12 protein-coding genes are annotated in these 14256 nt (G+C 37.5%); 4 read left to right on the plus strand and 8 right to left on the minus strand.

The window, feature by feature from the left end; genetic code table 11:
• Window positions 1–7: 7 nt before the first annotated feature.
• On the minus strand, window positions 8–655 hold the full coding sequence (locus tag EHQ70_RS03915; RefSeq protein ID WP_135583682.1) for a TetR/AcrR family transcriptional regulator: 648 nt from the start codon (window positions 653–655) through the stop codon (window positions 8–10).
• Window positions 656–792: 137 nt separating this feature from the next.
• Between EHQ70_RS03915 and EHQ70_RS03920 the strand changes: the two genes are divergently transcribed.
• Window positions 793–2220 (plus strand): flavin-containing monooxygenase, encoded by a 1428-nt coding sequence (locus tag EHQ70_RS03920; RefSeq protein ID WP_135583684.1) that lies wholly within the window; start codon window positions 793–795, stop codon window positions 2218–2220.
• The gene (locus tag EHQ70_RS03925) at window positions 2220–3071 is read left to right on the plus strand and encodes an SDR family NAD(P)-dependent oxidoreductase (protein WP_244288216.1); all 852 of its coding nucleotides are present in this window, start codon (window positions 2220–2222) and stop codon (window positions 3069–3071) included. Before EHQ70_RS03920 ends, EHQ70_RS03925 begins: the two co-directional genes overlap by 1 nt.
• Before the next feature lie 156 nt (window positions 3072–3227).
• On the opposite strand, the gene EHQ70_RS03930 is transcribed toward EHQ70_RS03925, so the two are convergent.
• From EHQ70_RS03930 to EHQ70_RS03940, 3 genes are all read right to left on the minus strand, one after another.
• Window positions 3228–3527, minus strand: coding sequence for a hypothetical protein (locus EHQ70_RS03930; protein WP_135583686.1), 300 nt, complete (start codon window positions 3525–3527; stop codon window positions 3228–3230).
• 213 nt (window positions 3528–3740) lie between these two features.
• Window positions 3741–5615 (minus strand): SpoIIE family protein phosphatase, encoded by a 1875-nt coding sequence (locus EHQ70_RS03935; protein ID WP_135583688.1) that lies wholly within the window; start codon window positions 5613–5615, stop codon window positions 3741–3743.
• A gap of 174 nt (window positions 5616–5789) precedes the next feature.
• Complete coding sequence (locus EHQ70_RS03940) at window positions 5790–6458, minus strand: TetR/AcrR family transcriptional regulator (protein WP_135583690.1); 669 nt, start codon at window positions 6456–6458, stop codon at window positions 5790–5792.
• Window positions 6459–6609: 151 nt separating this feature from the next.
• On the opposite strand from EHQ70_RS03940, the gene EHQ70_RS03945 reads away from it, so the two are divergent.
• Entirely contained in the window at window positions 6610–7254 is a 645-nt protein-coding gene (locus EHQ70_RS03945) for a class II aldolase/adducin family protein (RefSeq protein ID WP_135583692.1), read from the plus strand.
• A gap of 20 nt (window positions 7255–7274) precedes the next feature.
• Window positions 7275–8006, plus strand: coding sequence for a class II aldolase/adducin head domain-containing protein (locus tag EHQ70_RS03950; protein ID WP_135583694.1), 732 nt, complete (start codon window positions 7275–7277; stop codon window positions 8004–8006).
• A gap of 36 nt (window positions 8007–8042) precedes the next feature.
• Here the strand turns inward: EHQ70_RS03950 and EHQ70_RS03955 are convergent, their stop codons facing one another.
• From EHQ70_RS03955 to EHQ70_RS03970, 4 genes are all read right to left on the minus strand, one after another.
• On the minus strand, window positions 8043–8531 hold the full coding sequence (locus EHQ70_RS03955; RefSeq protein ID WP_135583696.1) for a GyrI-like domain-containing protein: 489 nt from the start codon (window positions 8529–8531) through the stop codon (window positions 8043–8045).
• Between the two features lie 157 nt (window positions 8532–8688).
• On the minus strand, window positions 8689–9549 hold the full coding sequence (locus EHQ70_RS03960; RefSeq protein ID WP_135583698.1) for an AraC family transcriptional regulator: 861 nt from the start codon (window positions 9547–9549) through the stop codon (window positions 8689–8691).
• Between the two features lie 48 nt (window positions 9550–9597).
• A complete protein-coding gene (locus EHQ70_RS03965) occupies window positions 9598–10590 on the minus strand; it encodes a response regulator (protein ID WP_135583701.1) in 993 nt (330 codons plus the stop codon).
• A complete protein-coding gene (locus tag EHQ70_RS03970) occupies window positions 10580–13933 on the minus strand; it encodes an MHYT domain-containing protein (RefSeq protein ID WP_135583703.1) in 3354 nt (1117 codons plus the stop codon). Before EHQ70_RS03970 ends, EHQ70_RS03965 begins: the two co-directional genes overlap by 11 nt.
• Window positions 13934–14256: the final 323 nt, after the last annotated feature.

Genomic DNA, 14256 nt, shown 5'->3' on the forward strand with positions numbered 1-14256 from the left:
TTTGTTTTCAACTACCCTTCTTCTTTTGTTTGGATTTTTGTTTTGCTAATTTTTCAAATTCCCTTAGCCTTAACTTTAGAATCTCTAAAGTTTCTTTCATAACCGCTTTTCCATGATCCAAGTCAATTTCACGAACAAATCGAATGACCATACCAAGGGTGTGACTGAAATACAATGCAAAAGGTCTGACTTCTGATTCCTTTAAGATAGGTAGGCAACGCAAAGTTGTTTTTATGATTAAATCCGCATTTCTATAGGTATCACGATTGTCTTCTGATACTAATTCGGGAATGGCTCTGGCACCTGCCCAAAGATTGGCAAGGGCCGGGTCTTTTTGAAATATAGAAATAAATTGTTTGAATGCAATTTCAGCCGCAACTTCCAATTCAACGATGGTTCGCACTGGCTCTAAAATTCTTTTTGTTTCCTCATACAATGAATTGTAATATTGATTCATAATGGTTAACAATAAGGCACTTTTTCCTGGGAAGTATTGGTATAAAGATCCAATTTGAATCCCTGCCGTTTGAGCAATCTCACGCATACTCACAGCATCTATTCCTTTTTCACCGATTAATTCCCTGGCAGTTTTTAAAATGAGTTCGACTCGTTCACGACTTCTAGTTTGGACAGGGATTTTGAACTCAAGACTCATAAGAAAAGGAGAATTTCCTTATGATAATTTGCACTTCTTTTTTTCCCAAAAGACTCAATTTGACCTTGACTGATTCTAATTTATGATCAATGATCGCCTTAATGTGATCATTGATCATATTAAGGGTGGTAAGGACTATGGACCTCGTAAAAAACAACCAATCTGATTCTACTGGAATCATCGACAAATCAGATACAATTTGTATTGTCGGTGCCGGGCCTGCTGGCTTAACAATGGCTAGATCCCTGCTAGCAAAAGGAATCCCCTTTCAAGTTTTTGAAAAGCACAGCGATGTGGGAGGAATTTGGGATATCAGTAATCCAGGTTCTCCCATGTATGAAAGTGCTCACTTTATTTCTTCAAAGTATTTATCTAGCTATTTTGATTTTCCGATGCCTGAAGAATATCCGGACTATCCATCCAATCGACAAATTTTAAAATACCACAGAGATTTTGCGAAAACCTACAATCTCTATCCATGGATTCAATTTAACACATCGATAAAAGAAATCAAAGAAAAAGACGGAAGTTGGATTGTTGAAACAAACGCTAATCAAAAGTATTTGTTTGGCGGAATTGTTTGTGCCAGCGGAATCACTTGGTCACCGAACCAACCAAAAATGGAAGGTGAAAATAGTTTTACAGGACAAATACTACATAGCGTAAATTATAAATCTCCGAATCTTTTTCATGGGAAACGAGTGCTCATTGTAGGCGCAGGTAACTCTGGATGTGATATTGCTTGTGACGCAGGAGCCAATGCCGAACAAGCATTTATTAGCGTTAGACGAGGTTACCATTTCATACCAAAACATATACTGGGACAGCCTGCAGACGTTTTTGGAGATGGTGCTCATTGGATCCCCAATTGGGTTTCACAGTTGATATTTGGTAAGTTATTAAAATTTCTTGTCGGTGACTTAACAAAACTTGGATTACCGGCACCAGATCATAAAATCTTTGAAACTCATCCGATCATCAACGACCAGTTAATCCATAATTTAAGACACGGAGATGTCATTGCAAAACCGGATATCGAAAAACTTGAGGGTGATTCAGTCGTTTTTAAAGACGGGTCTAAGGAAAAAATAGACCTCATCATTCTTGCAACCGGATATAACTGGTCCATTCCCTATATGGATAGGAAATACTTTGAATGGAAAAATGGAAGACCCGATCTTTATTTAACTTTGTTTAATCGGAATTTCGAAAATTTGTATGCCCTAGGTTATATGGAAACCGATGGCGGTGCCTACAAGATGTTTGATGAAATGGCAAATTTAATTGCATCCTATATAGAAGCAAAACGGAAAAAAAACTCATCATATCTGCGTTTTGCCAATCTCATCAAAACTGATAGACCATTATTAAATGGTAAAATCCAATACTTGAATACAGGGCGCCATTCCGTTTATGTCAATCAAGTAGCTTATAAAAACTATAGATCCAAAATTCAAAGGAAAATGGGATGGTTCGATTTGAAACCAGGGCAATTTAACTTTCTAAAATCATCAATGGTCCCTTCTGGATCCCACGATCAAACTACTTCCTCTGGAATTTCCTAATGAAAAAAGACAATGCCCATCCAAAGAAAAAAATTGCATTGATTACCGGTGGAGGTGGTGCCATTGCAGAAGCAATTGCCCTCCGATTGGAAAAGGAAGGATACCAACTACTTCTCTCCGACATCAGTTTAGAAAAAATGTCTCAGGTAAAAGAAAAACTAAATGGGAATCCACGTTTTTTTGTCTGCGACCAAACGAACCCAGAAGAAATCCAAAATCTAATCCACTCCATTCAGGAAGATTATCCAGAAATCAGTGTTTTAATTAACAATGCAGGATATACCAAAGAAGGTCCTTTTACGAGCCAATCCATAAACGACATCCAAAGACAGATATGGATCAATTTACTCAGCCCCATTCATATTACACATGGAATCCTTCCGCTGATGTTGAAACGAAATGAAGGTGCCATTGTATCCATCGTTTCGATTGGAGGAATCATTGCATTGGCAGATTCTTCTCTTTACTCCGCCGGTAAATTTGGCCTGAGGGGATTTTTAACCGCACTTTATGAAGAGCTAAAAGATACGAAAATTAAAGTGTCGGGCATTTATCCGGCAGCAGTTGATACTCCCATGCTCTTACATGAAGCGTTAAACGGTGGTACCGCACTCAATTGGGTGAATCAAGTCCAAACACCAGACGAAGTGGCACATGCTGTCATGAAAGGAATCAAAAAAGGGAGATTAGAAATCTATGTTCCTTACTCGGATGGGCTTCTCTCTAGGTTGGTAGCTGTTTTTCCTTGGCTTATGGGAAAACTGTCACCTGCCCTCTTATGGATCGGCAAAAGGAACCAACAAAAATGGTTAAAAGACAAGGGAATCATCCCTACAAAAACAATGCCTTAACTTAAGATCAAGGTTTGTCATTGCCACAGGCGAACAACTTTAGATGGATTAGAAATGAGGAACTTAGGATGGAATTCCTATAGAGTGGGATAATAGAATCAATCTTAATTCGGAAAGGAAATTCCGAACGGAACCAATCTATTACCCCATACGTAATTAACGTCTTTTTTTCTTTCTTGCGGCTTTCTTCTTCGCTGCTTTTTTCTTAGCAGTTTTCTTTTTCGCCGGTCTCTTTTTAGTGAGAACTTTTTTGGCTTTTTTCTTAGCCACTTTCTTCTTTTTAGCAGCTTTCTTCTTCTTTGCTGCCTTTTTCTTTTTAGGAGCTGCTTTTTTCTTCGCTGCTTTCTTTTTTGCGGCTTTTTTCTTCTTAGGAGCTGCTTTTTTAACCACTACTGCTACTTCCGGAGCAGGTTCTTCTTGAATCTGTGGTATTTCTATTGTTTCGTTTTCTTCCATACATGTAACCTTATGAAGATAGTATCAAATCTTCCTTCTTGGTACGATAACAAGGCGAGGATTATTAAAAGTAAATTCATTTTTATGATAAGCAATAGAACAAAACTAATTTATTTAAAAATGATTCTATTTTTCTGAGTTTGATACCAAAACTTCCTAACATCACCCATAAAGTTGAATAGGGAAAATTCACCTAACCCAAAAGATACGAATTCAAACATCTCCTTGGGGCTTTGCCGATCCATTTTGCAATCGAAGGATTTCTTTTTGGTATTCTTCTGCTTTGTCAGGTTGTTTTGACTTTTTATAAAGGCGCGAAAGAATCCTGATTACGGGGATCACTTCTGGTTTTCGACTATAAATTCGTTCTGCCATATCAATTGCTTCCTCGATCAGACTTGCTTTCGCATACTGAATGGCTCCATCAAGGATCATTTGGAGTCCAGATGGATGATGATTGGAAAAATTCTCTGCGGCCTGGCCTGCTTCTGCCGGTTTCTCCAATTTACGATACACTCTGTGTAATAACTTCCATACTGCCGGGTCAGATGAATAAATATCAGCATAATTTGTCAGTAAAGTGAGGGCTTCTGTATCATTATTTTTTTTTAAGAGACGGATTGGTTCCTCCAAACCCTTTTCACGACTATTTGTATCCCATTGGGGCTTAGGACGAAATCGAATGCTGAGTAAGGAAAGATCATCCGTAAGCTCCCCCACTTTTTGAAGGCGTTCCCCTAAAATGTCAATCTCACCCGCGCTTGCTTCTACTTGTGACAAAATAGAAGTATGATCCATATTGATCACGCGATTTGCTTCGGCATCAATCCCTATGCTGAGATCATCTCGCCCATCAGAACCAATCACAATCGTATCACCAGGACGAATCCAACAAGTTTCAATCCTAGCTTTGTCTTTTTTCATCCCTAGTTTGAAATTGGTAGCTTCTTCGGATAAAAAACTTGCCTTCCCCTCTCGGTATCGAATGGGAAATGGATGTTCAGCGTTGATATAATATAAAAATCCATTTTCTTCATCCACCAAACCAAGAAGGAGCGACATGGACATCGATCCATCAAATCCTTCGAAGACATCGTTAAGATCACTCAGAGCCGTATGCAACCATCGTTCAGGATAGTATCCTGATAATATTCCTTCTCTATGGGTTCGTTCGACTAAAGCTCGAAAGGCAGTTCCAAAAACTAGAACCCCACCTGCTCCTTGCATGGATTTACCCATGGCATCCCCATTAGCAAATACACAATAACTTCTACCCCGAAGGACAATTTGATCGGCAACACAGATATCGCCTCCCAGTTCATACTCTCTATTTTTGAATTGGAATGCTTTTTTCTGTTTGATATAGGATTGGAACTCCACTGTTTTCGAACGAATGCGAATTCCAGAAAGAGGACGAGTCAGAAGTGAAGTGAGATAATAATCTCCATCTTGTTGGTATTTCAAACGACTCACTTCTCCAATGGCATCTTCATAAGAGCGGTTGAGCGTGCGTAACATAAGTCCTAATAAAAATAAAATGGAGATGCCTGTGATGAGAAAATCTTCACTCCTTGCTTTTTCAGATGAATAATCATAAAACAATTCAGGGTGTTGGGTTTGGAGGTAATTCACTCCAAAAAGTGCAGAGACAAAAAATACAATGGCTAACCAATCAAATTTTTTTCCCAAGATGAGCATATTCAAAACAAGGATAGGTGCAAGTAACATCACATTGGCACTGACAATTCCACCACTGTATTGAATTTGCAAAAACGAAGTGAGGGAACTGATGATAAAGGTAGGAAGGATAAGGATTTTAAATTGGTGTTTGAACCGAGCAAGATAATAAAAGATAGTTGCAAATCCAAATGCTATCCAAAGTGCAATGAGTCCGACAATTTCAAAACCCTCCCGAAAAAATTCAGAACTAAGTCCCACTCCCATTGCAATGATGCCGGCAAGTAAGGTTCCATTTAGAATCCTATGCCGCATGACAAATTTTTCCGGTGCCCCCAAAACAAAAGAAACAAACTCAGCTAAAATTTTTTTGGTTTTCCGGATTACAAGGCTAAGGTTTATTTCGAACATCGGATTCTCCTTTATCAAAATCCGAAGACTCTAGAAAACTTCTTTCTAAAAAACAAAAGAGAAAGAACAACTAGCACCGACTTAGGATGTAAGAAGTAGTCCGACAAAAACCGACATTTGTCGATTATTTTTTTAAGGAAGGAAAACAAATAAAAGGAAATTAGGAAAGTAATTTCACCTACGATTCAAATATTCAGGGAGGTAACATCTTAAATAAGCGATGGCTGCCCTTCCTGCCTCATTCACCATCTCGTCCGAAATATCCCCTCCTTCGCGGTAAGAGTAACGAAAAACGGAATCAATGAGAGAAACCGCGATGGCAAACTTCCTTGCCATTTCCGATAGGTTCGGTAGTACAAACTGTTCTTCCACTTGTGCTAAGGCAAGATTTACAATAGTAGAATCCAAAGTTTTTCCTATATGTTTGGTTTCTTCACTGCGAACCCCATACACAACTCTCAGAAGTGCCCTATCTTCTCGCACAACAGAAGCAGCTTCTTTTGCAAGAAGGCGTACATAGTCTTGCCAAGTAACAAAGTCTGAAGCCTTTAGTTTTTCTAAACGAAGAGAAACAAGATCCGCATGAACCAAACGAAGTCCAAGATACATGGCTCCCATATTAGGAAAAAAATGATAAGCGGAGGCTCTTGGAATTTCTGCTCGCGCACAAACCTTTGCAAAAGTAACTGCTTCTGGTTCTTCGATTCGAAGGAGTTCGCGTAAGGCATGGAGCAAAACCTTTCTGCGGTCTGGATCGATTGTTTTTTCTTCCTCCGTTTTCACGGGCAAAATCGATAACCTCGATTCCTTCCCTTGGGTTTGGTTTTGCCGGAGATTGCCCATAACATCGACAGATGCCGACTTTTTTCCAGTTTTCAAGCAAAATTTAACCATTTTACAGAAAATTACTCGACAAATGCCCAAAATGAAATATTTTATAATCGACAAATGTCGGGTTTTGGTGCTGTTCCATTCCCTTCAGAAGGAAAAGTAGATGAAAGATTCAAAAATAGATTCCGTTAGGAAATCCATGCTTGCCGCCTGTGTTAAGTTAGCTGATTTAGGATTTTTAGCTGGGGTTGGTGGAAACTTAGCTGTGAGAATCGATTCCAAACTAATGGCAGTCACTCCCTCTGCCACCGATTATTATACAATGAAACCAGAAGACCTTTGTATCTTAGAAATCAAAGGCCTAAAAATGGTAGAAGGAACCAAACAACCTACAACCGAAAGTGGAATCCATGCATCGTTTTTTACATTAAGACCCGAAATTGAAGTGAGTTTACATACTCACCAACCACTAGCAAGTGCTGTCACTCTTCTTGGTTTGGACATGGATATCAAATCTGCAGAGGGGATTAAAAATATTGGTCCCTATTTAAGATCCGTATCTTATGCACCATCAGGAACCTCCTTTTTAGTGAATGCATTTCGAAAACGAATCAATTCCGAAACCAATGGTTATTTACTTAGAAATCACGGACTTGTTTGTGGGGCATATACTTTAGAACAAGCCATTGAAAGTGTTAAGTTAATCGAAAAAGAAGCCGCTCGTTTCCTACGCACGAGAATTGAAAAAAATACAAACTTATCTCATATGACAAGTGGCATGAAACAACAGTTACTTTCTGCCCTGTAACCGATACAAAAGGAAAAATCATGAAGACAAACACGGTTCACAAAAAAAATCTGAAACAAATTACATCTTCCGATGAATTAGAACTGAAAAGTTTATGGCATAGACTCGAAACAAAAGGTTTATTACAAGACCACAAAGCAGATCTTTCTTTCCGACTTCCGGGAAAAGGAAGTTTCCTTCTCATGCACCGCGAAGAAGGGAAAAAATCAAAAGTCGAAATTGCAGAGTATAAAATTGAGAATCCCACAAATTCTTTACGCATTCATTTGATGAGTGATGAGACATTAAATCTAATTCGATTTCATGCAAGTCTGTATTCCTTAAGACCAGATATTGGTGCCATAGCTTCTTTTCAACCGGCTTGGAGTTCTTTACTGAAAACATTAGATCATCCTCTTCCGCTAGTTTTTGATGAACAGTGCCGCCAGTTAGGTGCTCCTGTGGTGAATCTTCCCAAACAGATCGATGGTTCAGTGGAAAAAAGCCCCGTTGTCCAAAGTGGTGCCAATGCATTTTTAGATGAAGATAATGTTGTGATCACAAGTGTGACTCGAGACAAAGCCATTTATAATTGTGAGTTGATTGAAAAATGTTCCAAAGCTTATCTTTTAGCACATTCCACAGGGAACCCTATCCGAAGGATTCCGTGGTGGGTGCGATTCATTGCAAAAAGTAGACTGATCAAAGATGAAAAGAAAGCCAGTGCTGCCTATGCTCTTGGCCAAGCACCAACTGGATTCAAAGCTTATTAGTCTTATGAAGGAACAAGTATATATTTAGGAAAGGACTTACTTAATTCCTAAATATATATCAAATTGGGAGTTTATGGGATTCATAGCATTGGTTCCATAAATTTCCAAATCAGCAATATAAGTTCTTTTCTTCTTGTATTCGTCCTCTGTCCAAATTTTTTTCCAAGTTTCAAGACCAATTGTTGTTAAATGGCCCCATTCTGTGGGAACTTTTAAATATCTAGAACCTGGGATTTGTATCGAAGATAAATGTGGTTTTAAACTTTCTACTTTGTTTACAGAAGCACCAATAAACATTGTATATTCGCCATTTTCATCCGATTCAAATTCTGTATAAACCACCATCCACTCCGAGAGACTTGTTCTGTTCGGAATCTGGGAAAGGATTTCTTCCTTTAAAAATTGTTCCCAAAGCGCGGCAATCTTTCCATTCCCAGCCATTTCCTTTTCATTTGATGTACGTGTTTTGATTCCAACGACTGTGATTGGGTTTAATTGAATTTTCTCTGAGGTTTTGTTTTCCATACTCAGATATTAGCAGAAATGGATTTCCCTCTCTTGACAATTTGTGCTTTTTTAGAGAGCCAGATTGAAACTAAGAACCCAAAAGGACGCGCGAAGCGATTAAAATTCCAAAAGAGAAGTTATGGAAAATGGATCTAAAAAAGAAAGATACAATTCCCTATTTAATAGGAATATAAATTTCGGATTCTGGATTTGTTTCTGATTGGAAACGGTCATCAAAGACATCAAAATCATCACTAAACTCACGCTCATAACCCGTATTCGGCATCCAAGTTCCGTAGATGTATTTCCATCCATTCAGAATGTCTTCGTTTGTATTTCCTGGAACGGTGAATACCATATATTTCGTTGGTTTCATTCGGTGGATCACAAATCCATCGGGAACCTTTGAATCGTCTTTGACTTGAGCTCCAATGATCACATCAAAATTTTCCGCATAATCCCAGTTTGTATAAATACCCATAAGAGAATTTCCAATACGATTGGGGATAAAATTCATAAGTCCCTCTCCAAAAAAATCTCCCCAAAACTTAGGAATGTCGATTTCGTTCTGGCATTTCTGCATGGTGGTTCGCCGCGGTTTTCCGATCAGAACAAATTCATTTTTTGTAATGATTTGAGTTTTGATCCTGGATCCATCGATTCGAATTTTATCTCTTAAAGGTTCGATCTCCAATTTGAGAAAATTTCGGTGTTCGGAAGTTTTTCTAAAGTCAGAAGGATTGATGCCAAATTCCGTACGAAATGCACGAAGGAAAGATTCAGGGGTTGCATAATGGTATTTTAATGCAATATCAATGATTTTTTCTTTTCCAAGAATCAGATCATTGCCGGCTTCTGTTAACCTACGTTTTTTTAAATAAGTATAAACCGAATATCCAGTAACGTAACGAAAAATTCTCTGGAAATGCCACCGAGATTGGAAAGCATTTTTAGAAACATCCTCTACACGGATGTTTTCCGTTAAATGTTTTTCCATAAAACTTATAGCAAGTTCGATATGATCATAATAGTCCATAGAATTTAACTAAAAATCTCTATAGAATCAAATTTGTGAATATTTTTTTTACGTTTCCTCAGGCCATTGGTTTTTGATTTCAAGAATTGTAGGTAACACGGAAACGAATTTTTGAACTAAATTTGGATCAAAATGAGTTCCCGATTCTTTCTTTAAAAATTCAATAGCGGCATCAACTTCCCAAGCTTTTTTGTAAGGCCTAACAGTGGTTAGTGCATCAAAAACGTCAGCAATAGCAATGATACGTCCTTCCAGTGGAATTTTATCTCCCTTCAAACCATAAGGATAACCTGTTCCATCATATTTTTCATGATGTGTGATGGCGATTGATCTGGCCAATTTTAAGAGACTTGAATTATGATCTCCGATGATTTCCGCTCCAATTTCAGGATGGCGTTTCATAATCTCCCATTCCTCTGGAGTTAGTTTCCCAGGTTTTTGAATGATATGATCTGGAATTCCAATTTTACCCACATCATGCATAGGAGCTGCATTGAGAATTTCTTCTGCTGCCTCAGAAGAATACCCATAGGCCAAAGCAAGGCTTTGCGAATAATGACTCATACGAATCACATGCATCCCTGTTTCATTGTCCTTGTATTCGGATGCCATCCCCAATCGTTGGACAATTTGTAACCTAGTGGTTTTGACTTCATTTACATCCACTAATGATAGATGGTTTTTGATTCTAACCTTTACGATTGGAGGACTTACTGGTTTTGTGATGTAATCAACTGCTCCCAACTGAAATCCTTTTTCCTCATCGCCCACATCGGTTAGTGCTGTTACAAAGATGACTGGAATGAATTTTGTTTTCTCATTAGACTTTAAGATCTTACAAACCTCATGCCCTGTCATTTCAGGCATCATCACATCCAAAAGAATTAGTTCCGGTTCTTGCGATTCTGCTAATTCGATTCCTTTCAAACCATCTTTTGCAAATAAAAGAGTATAATCATTCTGCAGAATTTCGTTTAAGATCTGCAAATTAGTCGGTTCATCATCAACAATTAAAATTTTAGGTTTAGAGTTAATTTCCACCAGGATCTCCTGAAATGATATCTTCGAGATTTTTTAGCTTTTTAATCGTATTTTCAAAATCAAATTGTAAAATCGATGATTCAATATCAGAAATCATCGCGGAGTTTTCCGTTCCCCTTAAAAGTTCAGTCAAAATCTTCACCTGATTTTGATCTACAGACCCGCGTGAAAAAGATTCCGTTAAAACCTTAATAGATGTTAGGAGAAGATTTTTGTCTTCTAAGGAAAGTGATTTTTCTGGAAAACTTTCTGTTTTGCTTTTAGAAATTTTTGATCCAAATGTTTTTTGAAACTCTAAATAAGAATTCTTAAAAACCATCTTTAAACTTTCAAAATCGGTTTTTGTCAGTTGGGAATTCGATAGTTTTCCTTCTAATTGGAGAGAGGCCGAAGAAATGGGAAGAATTCCTAAGTTGGCAGAAACACCTTTTATTTTATGTAAAAATTGTTGTTGTTCGGATGTACTTTGCGAGTGATGAACACTATCCTCAATTTCTTGTTTGAAATCGGCAAAAAAGCCATCCAACATCAGTGCATACTTCTCTAAAGATCCAAACAAAACCTTTCCTCGATCGATTTGAAAAATTTCGTCTGCATCCGACTCTGTTTTCTTTGCGACAGAATTTTCACGAGTCCCTACCAACAGTTTTTTGATTTCAAAAAATAAATCATGAATGTCGATTGGCTTCGAAACAAACCCATCCATTCCAGCATCTTTTGCAGATTGTTTGTCTTCTTCAAATACACTTGCCGATAGAGCAATGATTGGAGTCCGAACAGAATTTTGTTTTTCAAAAATACGAATCTGTCTTGTGGCTTCTAATCCATCCATCTCGGGCATTTGGATGTCCATAAGAACCAAATCGAATGGTTTGGATTTAAAGATCTCCAATGCTTCGATTCCATTTTTGGCAATCTCCACCTTATGACCATTAGATGTCATTAACAACTGAATAAGCTCAACATTTTGTTTGACATCATCCACGATTAATATTTCTAAACTAGGCAAATCAAAATCGATTCTTTCATTTATTTCAAAAATGGGATTTCCTTTTTCTAATGGAAGAGATACATAAAAATTTGTACCGACCCCAAGTTCACTTTCTACCCAAATTTTACCTTTCATCAACTCAACTAATTGTTTAGAAATTGTGGTACCAAGACCTGTTCCACCAAATTTTCGACTCATGGAAACATCGGCTTGTGTGAATGGATCAAAAATCTTTTCCACTCGATCCGCGGCAATTCCTATCCCTGTATCCTGGATATGGAAAAGCACCTCACCGTTTTTGGTTGTGATCTTTAAATGAATAAAACCTTCCTTGGTAAACTTAATCGCGTTTCCAATCAGGTTTGTTAAAATTTGTCTTATACGAAGACTATCACCTTTATAATACTCTTCTAAATTATCATCTAGTAAATACTTAAACTCTAATCCTCTTCGTTTGGATTCAATCCCCATGGCAGAACAAACTTGGTCGACAAGTGAAATCAAAGAAAAATCTATAATTTCAAGCTCAACGGCACCACGGTCAAGTTTTGCGGAATTTAAAACATCATTTAAAAGTCTTAACAATGATTTGGCGGAGTTTTTAACAGTCTCTAGATGATTTTTTTGATTTCCGACTAAGTCCCCAGATAATAAAACTTCTGTGAATCCAATGATAGCGTTCATTGGAGTTCTGATCTCATGACTCATATTTGCCAAAAAGGTTGTTTTGGTAATCGCTGCCATCTCCGCTTTTTCTTTGGAGTCAATGAGTGCTTCTTCGATCATCCTTCGATCTGTATTGTCTAAGATCACTCCATCCAAAAATTTCACTTTATTGTTTTCATCTAAAACAAGGCCACCATACTCTAAAACCCAACGAATATCCCCTGTTTTCTGAATGATTCGATAGTTCAGCACAAAAGTATCGGATAAATCAATCGCATTTTGAATGATGTTAGCAACGTGAGCCCTGTCTTCCGGGTGAATGATTTCTGTGAAAGTACGTTTGCGATTTGGTTTTAAAAAGTCTTTCGCAGGATATCCTGATAAAGTTGAAATTGCATCACTCATAAAAACAGAAGTCCAGTCTTCATCCACGAGGCACCTGTAAACCACTCCAGGAATGTTCTGAATGAAGGATTTTAATTGTTCCTCATTTTCTTTGAGAGCATTTTCGATCATGATCCTTTCAGAAATATCACTAATCAGTCCAACGAAGATATCATCTTGAGGCAGTTTTGTATGACCAATTGCCAACCGAATGGGAAAGGTAGTCCCATCTTTTCTAATAGCAATGGTTTCTCTGCCGATTCCAATGATTTTAGCTTCACCAGTCCTTAGATAATTAGAAAGATAGTGATCATGTTCACCTTGGTAAGGATTAGGCATTAGAATATTAACGTTTTTACCGATGATTTCTTTTGCTTTCCAACCAAACATCTTTTCTGCGGTGATATTAAATTCTTGGACAATTCCCTTGGTATTAATCATCACTATCGCATCAGCGGCTGTTTCAATAATGGCACGTAACCTGGATTCGCTTTTTAAAAGATTTTGAAAAAGATCTTTATAACTAATAAAGGCAATTGTGACCACTGCCGAACCTATCACAAAAATACTTCCAAAACCTACCAAAGCCACCATGAACAATTGGTCTGAATTGGACTTATCTAAAACTTGATTCTGTTCGATCACAAAACGTGCTGCTGCCATCCCAGTGTAATGCATCCCCGAGATGGCACTACCCATAACAATACCGCTAAACAAAGTGAGATAAAAACTCCTTATCTTTAACTTGGAGTTCTTCAATCGAAATTGAATGAAAATGGATAAAATCGCAAAGGAAATAGCAACAACAAGTGACACCAAAAATAAAAGAGGATCATACATTAACCTTGGCCGCATTTCCATGGCAGCCATACCCATATAATGCATAAAACCAATTCCGGCACCAACAAGGATTCCAACAGAAATCAATTCCTTTCTTGTGATTCTTTTTTTACTTAATGTTTGTAAGGCAAAATAAGAAGCAATAAAACTGGGAAGGATGGAAAGAATCGTAATGAGTTTATGGTAAGTAACTTTTGTGCATAACTCAAAGGACATCATTCCAATAAAGTGCATTGACCAAACGGCCCCACCCATCGACAAACTAGAGGTAAACAAAATTGCTAAACGAGAATACTTGTTCTCAACGTTTGAAAAACGAGTGAGCATGTATAAAGAAATCCAAGAAGCAAAGATCGAAATCAAAATAGAAAGGGAAACCAACCAATAGTTATAAGTCCCTTCTACAAAATACAATTGGCTAGCATCTATGATGAAAAAATGTTTTAGAAATTCGATACCCATTTGCGTGGTTCCTACACCAACTAAATCCTATCATTCATTTAGGGATTCTTTGGATACTCGCAAATTAGATGAATTCTAATTTCTACTTTTTATTTTAAGTACTATCACTAAAAAAAAGAGAATCTGTTCTTTGAATGAACATAATTGTCGCAATATTCACTATAGGATCTAGTGTGTTAATTTCCAAAAGAACCAAAGCAACAAATATATTCATATATCATAATATACAAACACAGATATTCTCATAAATAGCCCAATCAGTTCACTAAGTTTTTCACGTAACAAGTAGACCAATCAGATCACTTATGTAAATCCTCGAAGAA

Source organism: Leptospira congkakensis, assembly GCF_004770265.1.
Classification (GTDB): domain Bacteria; phylum Spirochaetota; class Leptospiria; order Leptospirales; family Leptospiraceae; genus Leptospira_A; species Leptospira_A congkakensis.

Excerpts from the sequence above, each read along its gene's own strand:
- EHQ70_RS03970 (WP_135583703.1), bottom strand. The coding sequence starts at position 13,933 with ATGGGTATCGAATTTCTAAAACATTTTTTCATCATAGATGCTAGCCAA.
- EHQ70_RS03925 (WP_244288216.1), top strand. The coding sequence starts at position 2,220 with ATGAAAAAAGACAATGCCCATCCAAAGAAAAAAATTGCATTGATTACC.
- EHQ70_RS03950 (WP_135583694.1), top strand. The coding sequence starts at position 7,275 with ATGAAGACAAACACGGTTCACAAAAAAAATCTGAAACAAATTACATCT.
- EHQ70_RS03945 (WP_135583692.1), top strand. The coding sequence starts at position 6,610 with ATGAAAGATTCAAAAATAGATTCCGTTAGGAAATCCATGCTTGCCGCC.
- EHQ70_RS03960 (WP_135583698.1), bottom strand. The coding sequence starts at position 9,549 with ATGGACTATTATGATCATATCGAACTTGCTATAAGTTTTATGGAAAAA.
- EHQ70_RS03935 (WP_135583688.1), bottom strand. The coding sequence starts at position 5,615 with ATGTTCGAAATAAACCTTAGCCTTGTAATCCGGAAAACCAAAAAAATT.
- EHQ70_RS03920 (WP_135583684.1), top strand. The coding sequence starts at position 793 with ATGGACCTCGTAAAAAACAACCAATCTGATTCTACTGGAATCATCGAC.
- EHQ70_RS03940 (WP_135583690.1), bottom strand. The coding sequence starts at position 6,458 with ATGGGCAATCTCCGGCAAAACCAAACCCAAGGGAAGGAATCGAGGTTA.
- EHQ70_RS03915 (WP_135583682.1), bottom strand. The coding sequence starts at position 655 with ATGAGTCTTGAGTTCAAAATCCCTGTCCAAACTAGAAGTCGTGAACGA.
- EHQ70_RS03930 (WP_135583686.1), bottom strand. The coding sequence starts at position 3,527 with ATGGAAGAAAACGAAACAATAGAAATACCACAGATTCAAGAAGAACCT.
- EHQ70_RS03955 (WP_135583696.1), bottom strand. The coding sequence starts at position 8,531 with ATGGAAAACAAAACCTCAGAGAAAATTCAATTAAACCCAATCACAGTC.